This window comes from Novosphingobium sediminicola (assembly GCF_014196525.1).
GTDB classification, from domain to species: Bacteria; Pseudomonadota; Alphaproteobacteria; order Sphingomonadales; family Sphingomonadaceae; genus Novosphingobium; species Novosphingobium sediminicola.
In genome coordinates this window covers 42,879-62,765 of record NZ_JACIDX010000007.1, presented here as the reverse complement: position 1 = coordinate 62,765, position 19,887 = coordinate 42,879, and the positions used below count along the sequence as shown (strand labels likewise).

Here is a 19,887-nt window from a genome sequence, read left to right as displayed (position 1 = left end):
ACATTCACATATTGGAATAAAGCGCGATGGCCTCGTCAATATCGTCCATGACGGTGGCCGTTCCCCGGTCGATCAGCAAAGCCATGTCGCAATATTGGCGGATGGTCTCAACGCTGTGCGATGCCAGGATCAGTGCGCGGTCGGCCCGTTTGACGAAGATTTCCTCGTGGCATTTGCGCTGAAAATTCTGATCGCCCACCATAATGACCTCGTCGATCAGATAGCAGTCGAACTCGATCGCCAGACTGAGCGCAAAGGCCAGACGCGCGCGCATTCCCGATGAATAGGTTTTGACCGGCATCGCCAATTGCCGCCCAAGCTCGGTAAAATCCTCAAGAAAATCCTGAATTTCACGATAGTCCCGGCCATAGATGCGCGCGATGAAACGGGCATTGTCATAACCGGTCAGACTGCCCTGAAACCCGCCGCCAAAGCCCAGCGGCCATGACACGGTCATCTTGCGCTCGATCCGCCCGGTGGTGGGCATTTCCACGCCCCCGATCATCTTGATCAGCGTGGTCTTGCCCGCGCCATTGCGCCCCAGCACGCCCAGCTTTTGCCCCCGCCCGATGGTCAGATCCACCCCGCCCAGCACCAGCTTGCGCCCATGCCCGGCCGGATAGGATTTGACGAGGCCCGTGCAGCGGATCATTCGACCACCATCACCCGGCGCACATGCCGGCACAGCATCAGCCCCACCATCAGCACCGGCAAACACCATGCCGGCGTATAGGTCAGGCTGAAATGGGGATAGACCGCATCGCCGAACACGCCATAGCGCATCATCTCCATCGCATGGACCGGCGGTGACCACAGCACCGCCGCCTTGATATTGGGGGCCAGCCAGTCGGCCATGAAAAAGGCGCCGGAAAAGGGCACCATCAGATAGGTCGTGACCGGCATGACCTTTTCCAGCACCTCGGACATTTCGGACAAAGGCGCGACAATCGTGGCCAGCGTCAGCGTGAAGAGCGCGTAATAGGACCAGCCGAGCAGCAGATAGCCCAGATCATGCGGCCTCGGAAATTCATCCAGCGCATACAGCACTGTACCGATGAACAGATAGGCCATCATGTGCCCGATCATCTCGACGAAAAAACGCACGAGGATCAGGTCGAGGATCTTGACCTGTCGGTGATACATCAGGCTGGAATTGGCCGCGAAACTGCCCAAGGCGCGCTGCACCGTGCTGCGAAACATCACCAGCGGCAGATAGCCGGTGGCGACAAAGGCGATGATGGAAACCCCATGCTCCTGCGGCCCTTTTTCAAAGCGCCAGAGCAGGCCCACCAGCACCGCAAAGAGCAAAGGCTCGGCCATCACCCAAAGGAAGCCGATGTTCTCCCGCCCGAAGCGCGTCGTCAATTCGCGGATGATGAGCGCCTTTATCACCCGCGTCTGGATCGCCCAGCCCTGATGGAGCGCGGCCATGGTCAATCCTCCGGCGCATGTTCAAGGATGCCCACGATGAACATCCACGCCACGAAATAGAGGCACAGCGAGGCGCCCAGCACCGTCAGCACGATCTTGATCCGATGCGGCAGCGCCGGTTCATCGGGCAGCGCGGGATCGACCACGCGTTCCAGATAATATTGCTGGCGCAGCGTTTCGACCCGCGCCTGTTCCAGCGCGGCATTGGCGACATTGAGGTTTTGCGCGGCAAATTCCTGCTCCTGCGCCAGCCGTTCATAGCCCGCCATTTTCGAGGCAATCGCGCCTGGTGGGCCCATCACCCGGCCATTCTGTCCGGCAACCGCCCGGCCCATCGCGGCAATCTTTTCCAGAAGCGCGGGGATCATCGGATTGCGCGGCGTGGCCTCGCGGATCTGGTCCAGTTGCGCCTGCGCGGCGGCCTGTTCACCCACCAGCCGATTGGCCACCTCGAGCGCGCCCTGCGCCTGACGCGCCGGGTCGATCAAGGCCTCGGCATTGCGATAGGCGCCCAGCGCGGCGCGCGCCTTTTGCACCCGCGCCTCGGCAAGCGCCACGCGGCGCTCGGCCTCGGCCACCTGCTTCCCCTCGGCTCGCGCGTTCAGCACATTGACCAGATCCTCGCTCAACCCCAGCAATTGCTGGTTGAGACGCTGGGCATCGCCGGGGGCAAAACCCTTGACCTTCAACACCACCAGCCCGGTCTCATGGTTCATCGCCACATTGACCATCGCGCTGTAATAACGAAACAAATGCTCCTGCCCCGGACGGCCCAGCACGCCGGGATAGCGCGCCAGCGCATCCACCCCTGCCCGGCCAAACATCGCCGCCACCGCCCCGCCCCGGTTCACCGCCGCCAGCGCCGAGCGCGAGCGGATATAGTCGATCACCTCATTGGCCTGTTCCTGCCCCCCCGAAAGACCTGTGGTCTGGATCAGATTGGCGAGCGTCGAGATCTGTGCCGATTTCTGCGCCGGGGCCTTGATGACGAACCGGCTTTCCGAAACATAGATGTCCGAGGCCAACAGCCCCTCATAGGCGGCCGTGGCCAGTGTGGGCAAAACCACCACCGCCGCGATCCAGCGCTGTCGCCACAGCCATTGAGTCGACAGGACTTTCATAGCGCCTCTCCCGCCGCGATCAGGACCATTTGGCCCGCCATTGTTCGACCAGATCGAATTGCCCGCGATAGCGCCCGCACACGGCGGCGCGGTTCAGCGCCTGCTGATGGGCCAGCACATCGGGCGCGACGCCCGCCACAGCGGCATCGCGCGTGTCCAGGTAATCCACACTGGCCTTCACGGCTTGGGGATCCTTTTCAAAGCGATAGTTGAAATAGCGCAGCCAGTAATCGCCCTCGATCCGCGAGACCTTATCCTGCGCCGCCTCGCTCAGATTGTGCGAATGGGTGACAAAGGCATCGGGCGCATAGGCTTTCTGATAGCCCTGCTTGGTCACTTCCCACGCCCAGACCTGATCCTCGCCCCATGGAATGTCGGGATAGGGGATCTTGTCCCAGACGCAGCGGCGCAGCGCCGCATTGTTGTCCGAGAAATAATGCAGCCATTGCTGCCATTGCGTTCCGCCCCACTCCATGCCCGGCGGGGTCACGCCCCATTGCGCGACATGGGGCATAGCGGCGAAATGCGCGAAATGCCCCTCCTGCCCATTGCGAACAAAGCTCGTAGCGTCGGGATAGGTCAAATGGCCGCCAAACACGCCCGCAACCTGATCCCCCTTGTCAAAAGCGGCGATCATATTGGCCAGCCAATGCGGCGTGGCGGGCGTGGCATCCTGCGTCAGCACCGCGACGAATTCGGCCGTGGTCATGGAAATCGCCAGATTGCGCGTGCGTCCATGCGAAAACTCGCTGTTGGGTATCTGATGCAGCCGCACGCCCCGGTGGCTGAATTCGCGGATGATCTCCAGCGTGTTGTCGGTCGATCCACTGTCCACCACCATCACGTCGAACGCCCAGTCGGTCTGCTGCGTCACCAGCGCCTGCAACACGGAGCGAAACAGATCGCCGCCATTCCACGTCGGGATGATGACCGCCGCCTTATGGGCATAATCACGCGTGGTGAACAGGGCCCGCGGGGTGACGGGCCGGCTATTCTCGCTCAACCCCTCGATCAGCGCCGCCTCCAGCGTCCTCGCGCTCTTTTCCCAGCTCAACCCCGCGACAAAAGCCGCGCCGCCTGCGCGCAACCTCTCCCGCTCCGCCGCGCTTTCGATCAGCCGCTGCAACACGTCGGCCATGTCATGCGGCGTTGGCGGCGCAAAGGCGACCGCGCCTTCGGGAAACACCGCCCGCGTGCTTTCCGCGTCCAGTTCGACCACCGGCAACCCGCAAGCCATCATCTCCATCGGGATCAGCGAATAATTGCTGGCCGAAAAGACCATGCCAATATCGGTCGAGCGATAGAGATCGCCCAATTGCGCCGGGGACAGCAGCCCATGGTTGACATGCTCATAGGGCAGCGCCGCGCCAAAATCGTCCTGACCGAACAGATCAACCCGGAAACGCACCCCCCGGTCATGCAGGATCAACAGCGCCTCGCGCCCCAGTTCGACCGCACGGCGCGGCGTTGCGGCGCGGGCGTAAAAGGCAATGCGCGGCGGGTCATGCTCGATCTTTTCGCCGCGATAATAATACATCGGATCATAGGCCAATTCCCAGGCCCGCGTCCAAAGCCCATACCGCTCCTCACAGATCGACTTCAGCCAGGCCCCGGCGCAAACCGCCTTGAACCCCATGCGATAGGTCATGTCCGCCACATAGGTGAACGTACCATGCGTGTGGAACAGCGCCTCATAGTCCTGCACCAGATAGAAGCGCTCCTTCATCAGGCTCATCTGCGCGGCGGGGAATGTCGTCCACATGTCGGTGGCGATCACCAGATCGCCCGAAATCCCCTCCACCTCTTCGGGCAGGAACCGCACGATCACGCGGTCAATCGGCTGATACCATGCGCGAATATGCTCCCATGCCTGCTTCTCGTCCTGATGCACGGTGGGGTTCTGGATCCAGATCGTCTGGCGATGGCCGAAACTTTCCAGATAGCGGACCATGCGAAAGATCGACATATGTCCGCCCCCGCCGGGGCCGAAATCAGGGATGATCCAATGGATGTTCATCGACGCCGGGTTAAAACTGCGCGTCAGCGGCGCCAGCGCCTGCGCCCGATTGCGGGCGATGGCCGCGGTATTATGCACCCATCGGTTAGGCCGGTCCGGATGCACCGGCAGGTCGTTCCACCCCGGCTTGCCCTTGGCCCGCGCCTGCGCAGGGGTCGATGCCGCCGTATCGGCCAGCCCACTGTCCGGCCCAGACCGGCGCCCCAGCCGCCGCCCGATCCAAAGGTAGTGCTGCGCCGGATCTATGCCCGACATCGCCACATCGGCATAGCGGTTGGCATACCATGCCGCGTCAAACTGCCCCGACTGGCGCAATTGCCCGATCGCCTCGGGGGAAACGCTTGTTTGCAAAACCATTGTATTCAGCCCTTCACCCGGCCCTCGGCCATGCCGAACAGGATATAATGGCGCAGCGGATCATGCCCCTGCGTGGCGACATCGGGATAGCGGGCCAGATAGGCCTCCTCATTGAACAGCCCGGCCTCCGCCAGTCTTTGCGCCATCCGCGCGCTTTGCCATCGCCGGGGCATCGCCAGCCACCAGCGCGGCCGCCGTGCCGTCACGCGATGCACCTCGCGCAGCCATTCGATCTGCGCCGCGCTGCGCATGGCCCGCTCGCTCTCGGTCGATAACAGGCCCGACATCGTGGCCAGTTCGCCAAAGCGCTCGCTCAATTGCTGCTCAAGCCGGACCTTCTCAGCCTGCAAGCCCTGCGCTTGCTCAACCGCTCTCCCCCGCCCCTGCTCCAATTCGGCCGCTCGCTGTTCAAGGCGTCGCGCCTGTTCGCCCCATGCCTGCTCGGCCTCGCCATGACGGATGACCAGGGCAGCGCGGTTTTGCTCGCCCTCCTGCCAACGGCCTTGCCAGAGCGCGGCCTCGCCCTCGGCCTCCTGCAACAGACGGGCCAGCTCGGCGATTTCTCGCGCGGCTTCTTCCTGCCGGTCCAGCGCGGCAGCCTTCGCTTCGCGCGCCTCGGCGGCCCATGCCGCCTGCGTCGCCCGCGCCGCCGCCAGTTCCTCACCCCGATCGGCAAAATCCCCGCGCAGCGCCGTCAGCATTTCGGCCATGGCGGCCACCTGCTCCATCGCAGCGCGCAATTGTTCGGCCTGGTCCTGCAACAGCGCCTGCGCTTCAGCCAGTTCTGCGGCCAGTTCCAGCCCGCATCGCTGCTCGATCTCCAGCTCAGCGGTCAAGCGGTCAATCCGCTCCCTTTCCCGCTCCAGCGCCTCACCATGCCCGCGCTCCTGCTCCAACGCGATCCGGGTCTGCTCCACCTCATCCTGTCGGCTGGACAGCTCTATTTCCAGTTCGCCCAGACGCTGCCGATACTCGTCGAGCGCGGCCCGCAATGCCCCCGCCTCCTGCTCCAGCCCCGCCACGCGGGCCTGCGCCTCCTGCGCCCGCTGCTCCTGCACCGGGCCCTGCGCGCGCAAATGTTCGATCTCACGTGCCATCGCCGCGCGCTCACCCCCGCCGCGCCCTTCGTTCAGCGCCATCTCATCCAGCCGCGCCTGCGCCGCCTGATAGGCCCGCGCCAGTTCGGCCAGACCATCGACCGCCTCCTGCCGCTCGCGCCCACGCTGCACCAATTCGCCGTTCAGCGCCTCTACCCGCGCCTCCAGGGCCGCCTTCTGCGCATTCAGCTCCTCCAGCCCCCGCTGCTGCTGTGCAATCCGGCGCAGCGGCCGCGCAAATCCCGGCCCCGCCTCATCCAGCGCCGCGCGCACCGCATCCAGCTCGCCATAATCGTCCGCCCGTTCGCCCCCCTCGGCCCAGCCCAGCAGCACGCCATAGGTCCGCCGCACCCATCCCGACACCAACGGATTATCGACCACCGCCCCATCCGCCCGACGATGATGGCGCAAATCCGGCGAGAGAAAGGCCTCCACCTCCTCACCCACGCCCAGCGGCGTGCGCGGCCACACCACGCCCAGCTCGCGCTCCGCCCGGTCGGCCACCTGCGCCCAATGGTTCAACACCTGATCATAGCTGACCACCAGACGCGCCCGCCCGCGCGTGGCCGCCTCGGCCTCCAGCACATGGCGCAGCCACACCAGCAGCGCGACCTGCGCATCCACTCCATCGCGCCGCGCCAGTGAATCGGCCACCTCCAACGGGTTGCGCAGCGGCATGACAATCGCCGCCTCCACCCCTTCGGCCTCCAGCGCATCCAGCCAGAACCCCGCCAGTCGGCAAATCCGCGGATCTTTCAGCGCAAAGAGCGGCGTCTCGCCAAATTCGGCGCGCAGCACCGCGCGCGCGCGCTCGACATAGCCACGATAGGCCAGCGAGCGCGACCACCCCTCATTCACCGCCAGCCAGTCGAACCAGTCGCTGCCCATTGCCGCCAGCGTGGCGTCATTAAAGCCGCGCACCGCGTCCGATTCCCAATGACCGGTGGGGTTGGTCGGATTGCCCCCCAGCAAGGTTGCGGGCAATCCCGCACCCAACAGGGCAAACACTCGCGTCAACGCGCTGGTGCCCGAACGATGCATGCCCAGCACCAACAGCGCCATCCGCCGCGCGCCCTGCGGCTGCCCCCGTTCCGCCTGCCAGATCGGCTCGCCCGTTGCCGGTGCAACTTCCGGCCCAACACCCGGCCCAACACCCGACAGGGGCCGCAGCATTGTTTCACCCATGGCTTGCGTGGCTATGTTCATCTTTGCCTGCCCCTTGCACTGGCATGTGTCTCGCGGGGGGATCATCCCCCTTGGCTCGCGCCTCATGCCAAAGGGCTAAATCCGGGGCCCATGGCGCGCAACAAAGGCTCTATCCATTTCGGCGGCGATTACGCATTCGCCCGTGATCGGCTTGCGATAATCTTTTACTTTCATGGTGTTGAAATACACCCCGTGCCATCCGTTCACGCAGCAATTGGCGCGTTTCAGATCACCCCGTCGGCAATATTTGTGCCCGCCAGATAGGCGCGCAGGCGCTCTTGCATGGCCTCATCCACCGGCCCGCCCTGCGCCAGATGAGCCACCGAAAATTCCGCGCCTGTGCCGATCCGCCCCTCGCGGCTGATGATCCCGGCCCATCCGTCAAACACGCTGCCCATATCCAGCGCCACCGCCCCGCGCCGCGCCGCGCCCGCCACATAGGCCTTGCCCAGCACGCCCGCACCCACCAGCACCAGATCGCCCGGCCCCAGCCCCTCGATCCGCGCCATCATCCGCGCATAGCCGGTGGGCCAATGCGGCTCGTCCACCGATCCGGGAAATCGCGCCTCTCCACGCAGCAACCATTGCACCACAGGCATATCGAAATGGGCGGCAAATTGCCCCGCCACATCGCGGCATCCGATCAGCACCAGCCGCCGCGCATCGCGCACCAGCGCCCCCAGCGCCCCCGACCATTGCAGATAGAAATGCAGCGCCATATCGCCCACCACCGGACGCTGGCCGCCTAATACCCGCCCAAGATTGGCAAAGACCTCGTGATAGCGCGTCGAGACCTGCAACTGGGCACAGCGGGGGATGCCCAGCACATCGGCCTCACGCATCGCCCGCTCCAGCCCGCGCGCCATGGCCCGCCGGTCATCCCCGGAAATCGCCTGATCCCCAAACCAGATGCGCAGGCAAAATTCGACCTCTTCGCCCATATGCGGCGCATCGTGGGACAGCATCGCCCCCTCGCCATCGCCCAGCCGGACCAGCGCAAAGCCCCGCCCCTGCGCCAGCGCGGCCCGCGCCGCCGCCATCACCGGCAACAGGCCGACGCGGGGCCAATCAAGAGCTGTCTCCACCATGGCCCCGCCTTGACAGACAGGCCCAGCCTCCGGCCAGCGCGATTGCCACGCAAATGGAGCCGATATCAGCCCGCCCCGATCAACCCTTGGGCAGCGCGCCCGCCACCTTGTCCACGGTCGCGCTCACCATCGCCTCAACGCCCTTGTCGGTTGGGTGGATATGATCGGGCAATTGCAGGGCGGGCCGGTTAAAAATTGCCTTGAGGAAGAAAGGCTCCAGCACGGCATGGTGCCGGGCCGTCACAGCGGGAAAGATCGCATTGAATTCCCGCGCATAATCAGGCCCCATGTTGGGCGCGGCCAGCATCCCCATCACCACGGTCTTGATCTTGCGCTTTTCCAGCTCGCTCAGAATGGCGTCGAGATTGTCCTTCGTCTGGGCCAGCGGCAGGCCGCGCAGCATGTCATTGCCGCCAAGGCTGATGACCACCAGATCGGGCGCGGCCCCTTGCGCCAGCGTGAAATCCAGCCGCGCGCGCCCGTCCTGCGTAGTGTCGCCCGAAACCCCGGCATTGACCACCTGCGCATTGATCCCGCGCCCGCGCAATGCCGCCTCCAGCCGCACCGGATAGGCCTGTTCGGCCCGCAATCCGTATCCGGCAAACAGGCTGTCGCCCAGGGCAATGATGCGCACCGCCGGACCTTGGGGCGCGGGCGCGGTGGCGGCCGAGGCGCTGGGCGCGGAAGTGGGCGCCTTGTCCCCGCCGCATCCCGCCAGCATCAAAACCGGCGCGAAAACCGCCAACATCCCACCCAAAGCCCTCATCAACATGCCCTTTCGACCCGGCCCTCCTTGCCGAATCCGACAGGGCCACCCATAAACATATCGTGACCCAATCCCTTGACCGCAAGAGCGCGATCCTCGCCCGCAACCTCACACTCTCTCTGGGGAGCGGCGATGGCGCCACCTCGATCCTCAAAGGCGTCGATCTGACCGTGCCCGATGGTCAGGTCGTGGCGCTGCTTGGCCCATCGGGGTCGGGCAAATCCTCGCTGATGGCGGTGCTATCGGGCCTTGAGCGGGCCAGCGGAGGCGAATTGAGCGTGGCGGGTGCGGATTTCATGGGCCTGTCCGAGGATCAACTGGCGCTGGCGCGGCGGGGCCGGATCGGCGTGGTGCTTCAGGCGTTCCACCTGCTGCCCACGATGACGGCGCAGGAAAATGTGATGACCGCGCTCGAACTGGCGGGCGTGGGTGATGCGGCGGTGCGGGCAGCGCAGGAATTGACCGCCGTGGGCCTTGGGCACCGGCTGCACCATTATCCCAGCCAGCTTTCGGGCGGAGAGCAGCAGCGCGTGGCCATCGCCCGCGCTTTGGCCCCGCGCCCTGCGCTGCTGTTTGCCGATGAACCGACCGGCAATCTGGACGGCGCGACCGGGGCGGCGATTATCGACCTGATCCTGACCCGGCGGGCGGAAACCGGGGCCACTCTGGTCATCATCACCCATGACGAGGCGCTGGCGCAAAAGGCGCAACGGATCATTCGCATTGCCGATGGGCGCATAGAATTAGACACATATCCATCCGACACCTATGCTTCGGATAAATACGCATCGGGCGAAATGGCGTGAACTGGGCCACGGCTTGGCGCATTGCGCGGCGGGAATTGTCGGCGCGGTTTCGCGGGCTTCGGCTGTTGCTTGCCTGCCTGTTTCTGGGCGTAGGGGCGCTGGCGGCGATCGGTTCGCTGACGCGGGCGATCAATGACGGACTGGCCGCCAAGGGGCGCCAGATTCTGGGCGGCGATGTGCAGATTACCGTCTGGCAACGCTCGATTTCCGCCGATGAACGCGCTGCGCTGGCCCGCTATGGCCGCCTCTCGGATGGTCAGCGGTTGCAGGCGATGGCGTCGAACGGCGACACCACCGCACCGGTGCAGTTAAAAGCCGTCGATGCGCTCTGGCCGCTGGTCGGGCGGCTGGAACTGGCCGATGGGCGGCATGTGGGTGCCCCGGCCCCCAACACGGCATGGATCGCGCGCGGGGCGGCCGAAAGGCTGGGCATCAAACCGGGCGACACATTCACCATCGCGGGCAAACCGCTGCGCGTGGGCGGGATCATCGCGGTCGAGCCGGATGGGCTTGGCGAAGGTTTTGCGCTGGGGCCGACGGTGATCGTGCCGCTGGGCTTTCCCGATGGCGCGGGGCTGACCGGGCCGGGGGCGATGTATCGCAGCCGGTTGCGTATGGATTGCGCGGGGGCCTGTGATGCCGCCGCGATTGCCGATGGGCTGACCAAGCGTTTCCCCGAAAACGGCCTTGATGTGCGCACCCGTGATAAGGCTTCGCCGGGCACCGAGACTTTCATCGCGCGCATGGGCGATTTTCTTGTGCTGGTGGGTCTGGCCGCGCTGCTGATCGCCGGGATCGGCATCGGCGGGGGCACGGCCTCCTATCTGGAGGCGCGGCGCGGGGTGATCGCCACGTTAAAAGTCATGGGCGCGACCAGCGGCGATATTGCGCGGATCTATGTTTTGCAGATTGCCGCAGCGGCTGGGGTTGGCGCTTTTGCGGGCCTGATTGCCGGGGTGGCGGTGCTGCCCTTGGTGGTCAAGGCTTTGGCGGGCGTATTGCCGGTGGTCGATGGTTTTGTGCTGGCGCCATGGGCGCTGGCGCGGGCGGCGCTGTGGGGCTTGCTGGTGGCGCTGGTGTTTGCGGCGGGGCCTTTGCTGGCGGCGCGGACTTATCCCGCCATGGCGCTGCTGCGCGCGCGGGTTGCCCCTGTCTCGGGGCGGCAGAGCTGGCGCTGGGTGGGCGCAGGGCTGGCCGGGATTATCGCTCTGGCGTTTCTGGGTGATGGGTCGGCCAAGACTACCGCGATCTTCCTTGGCGGGGCGGCGGGGGCCTTTGTGCTGCTTTCGGCGCTGGGTTGGGGGCTCGCGCGGATGGCCGCGCATCTGCCCCGCCCGCGCAGCCCGATCCTGCGCCTTGCGCTTAGCAATATTCACCGCCCCGGCAATCAGACCGCGCGGTTGGTGACGGCGCTGGGGTTTGGGCTGACGGCCTTTGTCGTGCTGGCCGTGGTGCAGACCAGTCTGGACGCCAATATTGCCGCGCGCGTGCCGCAAAAGGCGCCCGATTATTTCGCCATCGACCTGCAACCGGGCGATGAGGCCGGTTTCCGCGCCACCGTGGCCGGGGCCGCGCCGGGGGCGAAGGTGCGCACGGTGCCGACGCTGCGCGGCGCGATTCTGGCCTACGGCCCGGCGGGCGCGCAGACCCGCGTGGCCGATATGAAGGATATTCCCGAGGACGCATGGCAATTGAAGGGCGAGCGCGGGTTGACCTTTGCGCAGGATGTGCCCGAGGGCAATGTCATCACCGATGGCGCATGGTGGCCGCATGATTATCAGGGCGAGCCGCTGGTTTCGGTCGATGAAAAACTGGCCAAGGTCACGGGCTTGAAGGTGGGCGACAGCGTGACGGTCGGCCTGCTGGGGGTGGAGCGGACGGCCAAGGTGGCATCCCTGCGGCGGATCGACTGGGATTCGTTCGGGTTCAATTATGTGCTGGTGTTTTCGCCCAATGCGCTGGCGGGCGCGCCCTTCAAGCTGGCGGCCACGATCAACCTTGCCGACAAGCGCGAGCATGGATTGCTGCGCGCGGTGACGCGGGCCTATCCCACCGCTTCGGTGGTCGAGGTGGGGCCGTTGCTGCGCGATGCGCGGGGCCTGTTGGGGCAGATGAGCGCGGCGATCCTGTCGGCGGCGGGCGTGGCGGTGCTGGCTGGCGTGGCGGTGCTGCTGGGGGCGATTGCGGCAGCGCGGGCATCGCGGGCCTATGACAATACGATCCTGCGCGTGCTGGGCGCGGGACAGAGGCAATTGCTGGGGCTGCTGCTGGCCGAATATGGCGTACTGGCGGGCTTGTTGGCGCTGGTGGCGCTGGCGCTGGGGACCGCACTGGGCTGGCTGGTCGTGGTGCAGCTCTTCAGCTTCGATTTCCTGCCGTCATGGACCTATGTGCTGGGCGTGCTGGGCGGCGGGCTGGCGCTGGTGCTGGTCTTTGCGCTGGGCGGGTCGCTGCCTTTGCTGCGCACCCGCCCGGCTGAAGCACTTAGAGAGCTTTAGGGGGAGCTTTAACGGAACACTTCCGCCATGCCGCGGCCGCGTGGATCATTGCCATAGCGGTTGCGGCCATAGGTGCCGTCGAGGCAGAAGAAGATCAGCAGCACGAACCAGCCGACAAAGGGCACCAGCCACACCAGCAGCCACCAGCCCGACCGGTCAATGTCATGCAGGCGGCGGATCGACAGCGTATAGGACGGGATCATCGTGAACAGGGCGATCAGGCCGATAAGGAACTGACCCGTCAGGCTGGTCTGGGTAAACCAATAAAAGTTCGCGCCATTTCCATAGGACACCGGCGAACCGAAAAGCGCCATGATCGCCCCGTTCACCACCCACAGGCCGATGAAGAACAGCCAGAACTCACGCCTTTGCGAACGGCCCGAAATCTCGAAATAGCGCCGCAGCGGCAGGAACATCCAATTCATCGGCCAGACCTTTTTCCATGTGCCTGAACTGATTAACGCCTGCGCGGGCAAAAGGCGGCATGAAAAAAGCGCAGCGCATGATACGCCCCGCTTTTTCATCATCCGCTGCGCTTAGAACTTAGCCCCTTAGAACTTGGCAAGCGCCGCCACGCCAAAGGTGCGCGGCGTGTTGACATAGCCCGAGATCGAACCCGATTGCGCCGGGCTGTCAAAGATCACCGTGATATAGCGATTGTCGGTCAGATTGCGGCCCCACAGGCTCAGCTCGAATTTCTTCGAGATCTGCCATGTGGCCGATGCGTCAATTTCCGACACCGTGCGCTTGAACGGGCGGGCCGCGTCCAGCCCGGTCTGATAGGAAATGATCGCCCCGGTCAACGGGTTCTTGGTGATGAAACCGGGCATGCCGTCCTGATTTTGCACCGGCGATTCGTAATGCCAGTTGCCGCGCAGGATGATGTGCTGCTCGCCCCCGATCGGCTTGTCCCATGTGGCCGACATGGTGGTGGAAAGCGGGGCGATGCCCGCAGGCGTCGCGCCCGAAATGTCGCCGAAGCTGGAATTGGTGAAGCGGTTATATTTGGGCACCAGATAGGTGACGGCGGCGGCCAGCGTCAGTTCGGGCGTGGGGCGCACCGATCCTTCGAACTCGAAACCATAGACCGATTCCTTATCCGCATTGAGCAGGTCGAAACCGATGCCGGTGAAGATGTTCGACTGGAAATCCTTGATCGACTGATAGAAGGCCGCAACATTGAGCGTGGCCACCGACCAGTTGGCCTTCATGCCCGCTTCATAGACGGTGGACTTTTCCGGCCGCGCAAAACGCCCGCCATAGCGCAGATTGGTGGTGGCAAGCCCGCTGGCCGCAATCGCGGCGGCGTCGCTCAACGCCGGGCGGCTGTCGCGCGACAGGTTGATCGAGCTGGCCTTGAACCCCGTGCCGATGCTGGCGTAAAAATTCATGTGCTTGCTGGCCTCATAGGCCACGCGCGCGGTAAAGGACAGGTTGCCGTCATTGGTCCGCCCGCTCTCCACCCCATTGGGAACATTGAGGAAAGGCGGCATGAATTGCAGCGCGCGCAGCGCCAGCAACTGCGCGGTCTGGTTTGACACGCCCGTCACCACCGAATTATAGGCGGTGGGGTTGGCGCTGGCGAAACCGGCGATCTGGGCTGGCGAGGCAAAGCCGCCCGGCACCGAAAGCAACCCGCCGATGGTTTGCGAAATGCCCGCATTGGTGGCCGCCGTACGCATTGCGTTCAGGTCTATCCCCGAAAACACATCGCTCGACACCACGCCGGTGGCGTAATGCTTGTTGTCCTTGGTATAGTTCAGACCGCCCGTCAGCGTCACGCGGGGCGCGATCTTCCAGTCCATCTGGCCAAAGATCGAGATCGCCTCATTGGCCAGATGATAGGCCTCCGACAGGCCGCTGCCCTGTTTGAAGAACTGGCCGGTATATTTGGCCGGATTGCCCTGCAGCGTACCGAACGTCCCCTCCAGCGAGGCGACGTTGAGCGTGTTGGCGCTGGCGCCACGGATCAGCAGATCGGCATAGGAGCGCATCTGCGAACCATAGAGCAGCGCGCCGGTCTGGTTGATCTTCTCGTTGAAATAATAGGCGCCCAGCAACAGGTTGACCTTATCCCCCAGCTTGGCGGTGGCGCGCAATTCCTGGGTGAAGGTGTTGATCGTCACATTGGCGCTGTTCTGCCCCAACAGGTCGGCAGAGGTGAAGTCGCTGTCCTGATTGTTGTAATTGGTGTTGTGGCGATAGGCGGTGATCGAGGTCAGCTTGATCCCATGGATCTCGTGATCGATCTGAGCCGAAAAACCATAGTCGCGGATGCGGTTGGTCGAGGCGAAATTGTTATAGACATCGCCGTAGGGGTTGGCGGGCGCATTGACCTTGCCCCCCACCGCCTGAATGGCCGCCGTGCTGGACGAGGAAAGCAGGTTGACCACCGCGCAGCAGGTTTCGTTGATCTGCGAATAATCGGCGATGATGCGCACGCGCGGCCCATTGTCGGGCACCCAGAGCAATTGCCCGCGCGCGAACCAGCGGTTGCGGTTGTTGGTGTTGCCGCCCGTGGCGCCATCGTGAACAAAGCCGTCGCGGCGATTGTATCCGCCCGCAACGCTGACCGCCACCGTATCGCTCAACGGCGTTGTATACATGCCCTTGACCACCAGGGCATTGTAATTGCCATAGGAAATTTCCGCGCTGCCGCCCGGCTTGAACTGCGGCTCCATCGTGGAAATCGAGACGACGCCCGCGCTGGCATTCTTGCCGAACAGCGTCGATTGCGGGCCGCGCAGCACTTCGACCCGCTTTACATCGGGAAAGTCGGCGATCTGGGCCGCGCTGCGCGAACGATAGACGCCGTCGATGAACACACCAACGCTGGGTTCGATACCGGCGTTGTTGGCGCCATTGCCAAAGCCGCGGATGAGGAAATCGGTCTGCGCGCTCGATTGATGCTCCGACACGCGCAAGGAAGGCACCACGCTGGTCAGATCCTTGATGTCGCGGATCTTGGCGCGGTTGATGACATCAGCGGTGGTGACCGTCACGGCAACGGGCACCTGCTGCAAGGTCTGCTCGCGCTTGGTGGCGGTGACGACGATCTCATTGTTGACCTGATCGTCGGCCCCTGCATCCGATGCGGCCAGCGCAGGCGTCGCCCATGCCATTGCGGCCGCCAGCGCCAGCCCCGCCCCGCCCGCCGTCAACGCCATACGGCGGCCAGAGGAGAAAGCATGATCCCCGCGCGATGCCCCCGCGCGCGATGTCGACGCGCCATACGCACGCAAAACCGATGTCTGGTTCATGAAAACCTCATCCTTCCCACGAACCGGCATGCCAACAAGCCCCCCGCCTGTCGTACCCCCGGTTTCCCTTTTATCGCGCCCTGTGTTATGCCCTGTCGGCATGAGGCTCAATCCTTTAACGATCCATGCCTCGGTTTATCCCACAAAATCTTATCAAAAACGCAAAGACCGCCTCAAATTCCCATAAATGGACGATGCCCTTCGCACAGCAACTCTCCTGTCGAGTCTTGCCCAAAGCCGCTGTGTAAGCTAGGGGCGCGCGCATGTTGCGGCGCAAACAAGCGCCACCCCCAAAACGGGCCTTGCCGCCCGCTGTTGCAGAAAGCCTTTTTGATGTCCGGCCCGCTTCCGCTTCGCAATATCGCGATTATCGCCCACGTTGACCATGGCAAGACCACGCTGGTCGACCAGCTCTTCCGCCAGTCCGGCACGTTCCGCGACAACCAGCGCGTCGAAGAACGCGCGATGGACAGCAACGATCTGGAAAAGGAACGCGGGATCACCATCCTTGCCAAGCCGACCAGCATCGAATGGAACGGCACCCGCATCAACATCGTCGACACCCCCGGCCACGCCGACTTCGGCGGCGAGGTGGAGCGCATCCTCTCGATGGTCGACGGCGTTGTGCTGCTGGTTGACTCGTCGGAAGGCGCGATGCCGCAGACCAAGTTCGTGACCGGCAAGGCGCTGGCGCTGGGCCTCAAGCCCATCGTGGTGGTCAACAAGGTCGACCGTCCCGACGAACGCATTCAGGAAGTGCTGGACGAAGTGTTCGACCTCTTCGTCTCGCTCGACGCCAGCGACGAACAGCTTGATTTCCCTGTTCTTTATGCCTCGGGCCGCAATGGCTATGCCAGCGATGACATGAACCGTCGCGAAGGCACGCTCGAACCCATGTTCCAGCTCATCGTCGATCACGTGCCGCCCCCGGCGCTGGAAGTCGACGCGCCCTTCACCTTCCTCGTCACCCTGCTTGACCGCGACAACTTCCTCGGCCGCGTGCTGACGGGCCGCGTCACCTCGGGCACGGTCAAGGTCAACCAGCCGATCCACGCGCTGGATATGGACGGCAATGTGATCGAAACCGGTCGCGCCTCCAAGATCCTCTCGTTCCAGGGTCTGGACCGCGTACCGGTTGAAGAAGCCCGCGCCGGCGACATCATCAGCCTTGCCGGCCTTTCGGTGGCGACGGTGGCCAACACCATCGCCGACACCACGGTGCGCGAACCGATCAAGGCCCAGCCGATCGACCCGCCGACCCTGTCGATGCGCTTTGCGGTCAACGATTCGCCCATGGCCGGGCGCGAAGGCACCAAGGTGACCAGCCGCATGATCCGCGACCGTCTGGAGCGCGAGGCCGAATCGAACGTGGCCATCAAGATCACCGAATCGGCCGACAAGGACAGCTTCGAAGTCGCCGGTCGCGGTGAACTTCAGTTGGGCGTTCTGATCGAAACCATGCGCCGCGAAGGCTTCGAACTGGGCATCAGCCGCCCCCGCGTGCTGTTCGGCACCGATGAAAACGGCAACCGCACCGAACCCTACGAAACCGTTCTGATCGACGTGGACGAGGAATTTGCCGGCACCGTCGTCGAAAAGATGGCCAACCGTAAGGCCGAAATGACCGACATGCGCCCCTCGGGCGGCGGCAAGACCCGCATCAGCTTCGTCGCGCCCTCGCGCGGGCTGATCGGCTATCACGGTGAATTCCTGTCCGACACGCGCGGCACGGGCATCATGAACCGCCTGTTCGACAAGTATGGCCCCTACAAGGGCAAGATCGAAGGCCGTAAGAACGGCGTGCTGATCTCGAACGGCGCGGGTGAAGCCAATTCCTATGCTCTGGGCCCGCTCGAAGAGCGCGGCATCCTGTTCGTGGGCGTGGGCGAAGCGCTGTATGAAGGCATGATCGTTGGCGAAAACGCCAAGCCCGAAGACCTCGAAGTCAACCCGATGAAGTCCAAGCAGCTCACCAACTTCCGCGCCAGCGGCAAGGATGACGCTGTGCGCCTGACCCCGCCCAAGGTGATGACGCTGGAACAGGCCATCGCCTATATCGACGAAGACGAAATGGTCGAAGTCACCCCCAAGAACATCCGTCTCCGCAAGGCGATCCTCGATCCCAACGAGCGCAAGAAAGCCTCGCGCAAGAAGGATTGATCTTTCGGATCGATCGGACATGAAAAAGGCCGGGGGTTATGCCCTCGGCCTTTTTGTTTGGCGGGTTTGATGCCTCCGGCACGGCGGCCTAGCGCAGTAACTATTCCCCTCCAAACACCGCCTTCTTCATCATCAACCCGGCATAATCATTGCTCCCGCCCGACCCCAGACTGCGCAATTCCAGATCGACGAAACACCGCCCCATGATCGGGGCAAAGTGCAAGGCGATGGGCACGGCGGCTTTGCTAGAGACGCGGGTGGTGAAGCCGGCCACAACCCGCTCACCCTCGCGAATGGTCATCGACAATTCGACATCGGGCGCGGCGGCATGTTCAAGCGCCAGTTCGGCGGAAAATCCCGCCTGCCCCTGCGCCAGAAAATCGGCCGAGGAGATCCGCAAAGCCCCCTCACGCCCATGGGGCGGGTGCAACAATAGGCCATCCTCCCGCATCTTGATCGTGTCGCCCACCGTGCCACCCTCGATCCTCTGGGCATTGGACGTGCGCAGCACATCGGCCAGCAACACCGGCGCGGCAGACTCAACCGGCGCCACAGGGGCTGCCATCCCCTCCATCGCCGCCATCCGGGCGCACCAATGGGCGCTGATCACATCATAGAGCACCGCGTCATAACGGGTCAGCGCCATCATCGCCTGCAATTCGGGGCGTGACAGCGTCAGCACGCTTTGCCCCTTGGCCGGATTGGTCATCAACCGGGGCAGCCCCACGCCCCCGCTCAACCCCAGCGCCCCCATCACCGCCGCCACCGATTCGCCCAGCCGCTCAAACAGGATCACCCCGTCGAACCGCCCCATGACCGCAATCGCCTCCTGCGCATCGGCCAGCGTGACCGGCCCTTCTTTCTTGTTCAGGATCATGCGGATCTGGGGATTGTCGAACAGCACATCAAACCCGTCGAGGCCCCGAGCCCGCCCGCTCATCCATTCCAGCAGGCTCATGCCTGCGGCTGCATCCTTCAACGCCTGCATCCGCTGATCGCCCGCCAGCGCGGCCCCGGCAAAGGCCTGAATATGGTAATATTGGCTCAGCACATGATCGACCGGGTTGCGCAGGCTGGTCAGCTTATAGGCCTCCAGCCCGGCCCGCTGCATCGCCCCCAGCACGCTGGCATGGCTCAGATGCCCGGCCAGCATCGCGCAATCGCGGATGGCCCCGGCAAGATCACTCTGTCCATCCTCCTGCTCATAGACATCGAGCGCGTGCGGCCCCGGCCAATTGTCGCGCAACAGACGCGTGACCGAGGAACCAGCGGTTTTCGGCACATGGCAAAAGACCAGCCGTGAAGCATGCATTTTCATCTGTCGTCTTTGACCCCGAGAGCCGGACACGGCCCTTGATGTATCCCCAGCCACGCCGGGCTAATCCATCCCCCCGCCCGCGCCCAGCCCGATCGCCTCCAATTATGATCCAGTTGAGCGGGGCGATATTTCAGACAAGCCGATCAATTCTGAACAATACCTGCAAAACGCATCCCGATTCCGTTCAGCAAGCAAGGCGTAGAAAACGAATCAACGGTGACACGGAGTTTCCCAAACCTCTCCGCAAAACCCAAAAATTCAGCGAGGTGTACCATGAGCCAGTTCACGAAGAAGACGATCACTGCGGTGGCCCTGGCCGCCAGCGCTTTTGCCAGCTTTGCCGCCACCCCTGCCATGGCCGATCCTTACGGTCGCGGCGGTTATTACGGCGGTCGTCGCGGCGGCGGCGATGCGGTTGCGGCCGGTGTTATCGGCGGCGTGATCGGACTGGCCCTTGGCGCCGCCATCGCTTCGGACCGCCCGCGCCGCCAGGTCTATGCTCCGGTCTATGCCCCGCCGCCGCCGGTGGCCTACGCGCCCGCTTATGCGCCCGCCTATGCCCCGGCCCCGGTCTATGTGGTGGATCGCAGCTGGGCCTGGCGCGATGGCTACTACTGGGATCATCACGGCAATCGCTATTACCGTGATGGGCGCCCTTGCGACGATTACGGCCGTCGCGGCTATTACGAAGGCCCCCGTGGCTATTACGAAGGCCGCCGCGGCTGGTAAGATCTGACTGAATTGGCGGGGTGCCGACCTTCC

The 19,887-nt window shown here is 64.1% G+C and carries 14 protein-coding genes; 4 read left to right on the top strand and 10 right to left on the bottom strand.

Translation table 11 applies throughout. The features are described 5' to 3' along the window. Nucleotides 1-4 precede the first annotated feature (4 nt). The 7 genes from GGR38_RS10150 to GGR38_RS10120 form a co-directional block, all read right to left on the bottom strand. Nucleotides 5-652 carry an ABC transporter ATP-binding protein gene (locus GGR38_RS10150; protein WP_183625134.1) on the bottom strand — a complete coding sequence of 216 codons (648 nt, stop codon included), beginning with the start codon at nt 650-652 and terminating at the stop codon, nt 5-7. Beyond that, nucleotides 649-1,431, bottom strand: a complete 783-nt coding sequence (locus tag GGR38_RS10145) for an ABC transporter permease (RefSeq protein ID WP_183625132.1) — start codon at nt 1,429-1,431, stop codon at nt 649-651. Before GGR38_RS10145 ends, GGR38_RS10150 begins: the two co-directional genes overlap by 4 nt. A gap of 2 nt (nt 1,432-1,433) precedes the next feature. Continuing rightward, complete coding sequence (locus tag GGR38_RS10140) at nt 1,434-2,552, bottom strand: KpsE/RkpR family capsule polysaccharide export protein (RefSeq protein ID WP_183625130.1); 1,119 nt, start codon at nt 2,550-2,552, stop codon at nt 1,434-1,436. Nucleotides 2,553-2,571: 19 nt separating this feature from the next. After that, nucleotides 2,572-4,926: a rhamnosyltransferase WsaF family glycosyltransferase gene (locus GGR38_RS10135; RefSeq protein WP_183625129.1), complete on the bottom strand. Its 2,355-nt coding sequence runs from the start codon at nt 4,924-4,926 to the stop codon at nt 2,572-2,574. A 5-nt stretch (nt 4,927-4,931) separates the two neighbouring features. Then, the gene (locus GGR38_RS10130; protein WP_183625127.1) at nt 4,932-7,229 is read right to left on the bottom strand and encodes a hypothetical protein; all 2,298 of its coding nucleotides are present in this window, start codon (nt 7,227-7,229) and stop codon (nt 4,932-4,934) included. A 224-nt stretch (nt 7,230-7,453) separates the two neighbouring features. Then, nucleotides 7,454-8,317, bottom strand: a complete 864-nt coding sequence (locus GGR38_RS10125) for a GT-D fold domain-containing protein (protein WP_183625125.1) — start codon at nt 8,315-8,317, stop codon at nt 7,454-7,456. 79 nt (nt 8,318-8,396) lie between these two features. After that, the gene (locus tag GGR38_RS10120) at nt 8,397-9,083 is read right to left on the bottom strand and encodes an arylesterase (protein WP_183625123.1); all 687 of its coding nucleotides are present in this window, start codon (nt 9,081-9,083) and stop codon (nt 8,397-8,399) included. A gap of 62 nt (nt 9,084-9,145) precedes the next feature. Here GGR38_RS10120 and GGR38_RS10115 point away from each other — a divergent pair, with 62 nt between their 5' ends. Further along, the gene (locus tag GGR38_RS10115) at nt 9,146-9,889 is read left to right on the top strand and encodes an ABC transporter ATP-binding protein (protein WP_343059062.1); all 744 of its coding nucleotides are present in this window, start codon (nt 9,146-9,148) and stop codon (nt 9,887-9,889) included. Continuing rightward, nucleotides 9,886-12,387, top strand: a complete 2,502-nt coding sequence (locus GGR38_RS10110) for an ABC transporter permease (protein ID WP_343059061.1) — start codon at nt 9,886-9,888, stop codon at nt 12,385-12,387. The genes GGR38_RS10115 and GGR38_RS10110 overlap by 4 nt, the downstream gene beginning before the upstream one ends. Nucleotides 12,388-12,395: 8 nt before the next feature. On the opposite strand, the gene GGR38_RS10105 is transcribed toward GGR38_RS10110, so the two are convergent. Next, nucleotides 12,396-12,812: a DUF805 domain-containing protein gene (locus GGR38_RS10105; RefSeq protein WP_183625121.1), complete on the bottom strand. Its 417-nt coding sequence runs from the start codon at nt 12,810-12,812 to the stop codon at nt 12,396-12,398. Nucleotides 12,813-12,938: 126 nt separating this feature from the next. Further along, nucleotides 12,939-15,647, bottom strand: a complete 2,709-nt coding sequence (locus GGR38_RS10100) for a TonB-dependent receptor (protein WP_246404461.1) — start codon at nt 15,645-15,647, stop codon at nt 12,939-12,941. A 333-nt stretch (nt 15,648-15,980) separates the two neighbouring features. On the opposite strand from GGR38_RS10100, the gene typA reads away from it, so the two are divergent. Then, nucleotides 15,981-17,807 carry a translational GTPase TypA gene (typA, locus tag GGR38_RS10095; protein ID WP_183625119.1) on the top strand — a complete coding sequence of 609 codons (1,827 nt, stop codon included), beginning with the start codon at nt 15,981-15,983 and terminating at the stop codon, nt 17,805-17,807. 100 nt (nt 17,808-17,907) lie between these two features. Here the strand turns inward: typA and GGR38_RS10090 are convergent, their stop codons facing one another. Continuing rightward, a complete protein-coding gene (locus tag GGR38_RS10090; RefSeq protein ID WP_183625117.1) occupies nt 17,908-19,125 on the bottom strand; it encodes a sulfotransferase family protein in 1,218 nt (405 codons plus the stop codon). A 273-nt stretch (nt 19,126-19,398) separates the two neighbouring features. Here GGR38_RS10090 and GGR38_RS10085 point away from each other — a divergent pair, with 273 nt between their 5' ends. Next, entirely contained in the window at nt 19,399-19,854 is a 456-nt protein-coding gene (locus tag GGR38_RS10085; protein ID WP_183625115.1) for a BA14K family protein, read from the top strand. The last annotated feature ends 33 nt before the right edge of the window (nt 19,855-19,887 follow it).

Bases quoted from the DNA above. Each gene is read 5' to 3' on its own strand.
- GGR38_RS10140 (WP_183625130.1), bottom strand. From the start codon at position 2,552: ATGAAAGTCCTGTCGACTCAATGGCTGTGGCGACAGCGCTGGATCGCG.
- GGR38_RS10085 (WP_183625115.1), top strand. From the start codon at position 19,399: ATGAGCCAGTTCACGAAGAAGACGATCACTGCGGTGGCCCTGGCCGCC.
- GGR38_RS10130 (WP_183625127.1), bottom strand. From the start codon at position 7,229: ATGAACATAGCCACGCAAGCCATGGGTGAAACAATGCTGCGGCCCCTG.
- GGR38_RS10120 (WP_183625123.1), bottom strand. From the start codon at position 9,083: ATGAGGGCTTTGGGTGGGATGTTGGCGGTTTTCGCGCCGGTTTTGATG.
- GGR38_RS10100 (WP_246404461.1), bottom strand. From the start codon at position 15,647: ATGAACCAGACATCGGTTTTGCGTGCGTATGGCGCGTCGACATCGCGC.
- GGR38_RS10145 (WP_183625132.1), bottom strand. From the start codon at position 1,431: ATGGCCGCGCTCCATCAGGGCTGGGCGATCCAGACGCGGGTGATAAAG.
- GGR38_RS10150 (WP_183625134.1), bottom strand. From the start codon at position 652: ATGATCCGCTGCACGGGCCTCGTCAAATCCTATCCGGCCGGGCATGGG.
- GGR38_RS10125 (WP_183625125.1), bottom strand. From the start codon at position 8,317: ATGGTGGAGACAGCTCTTGATTGGCCCCGCGTCGGCCTGTTGCCGGTG.
- GGR38_RS10135 (WP_183625129.1), bottom strand. From the start codon at position 4,926: ATGGTTTTGCAAACAAGCGTTTCCCCCGAGGCGATCGGGCAATTGCGC.
- typA (WP_183625119.1), top strand. From the start codon at position 15,981: ATGTCCGGCCCGCTTCCGCTTCGCAATATCGCGATTATCGCCCACGTT.
- GGR38_RS10090 (WP_183625117.1), bottom strand. From the start codon at position 19,125: ATGAAAATGCATGCTTCACGGCTGGTCTTTTGCCATGTGCCGAAAACC.
- GGR38_RS10105 (WP_183625121.1), bottom strand. From the start codon at position 12,812: ATGAATTGGATGTTCCTGCCGCTGCGGCGCTATTTCGAGATTTCGGGC.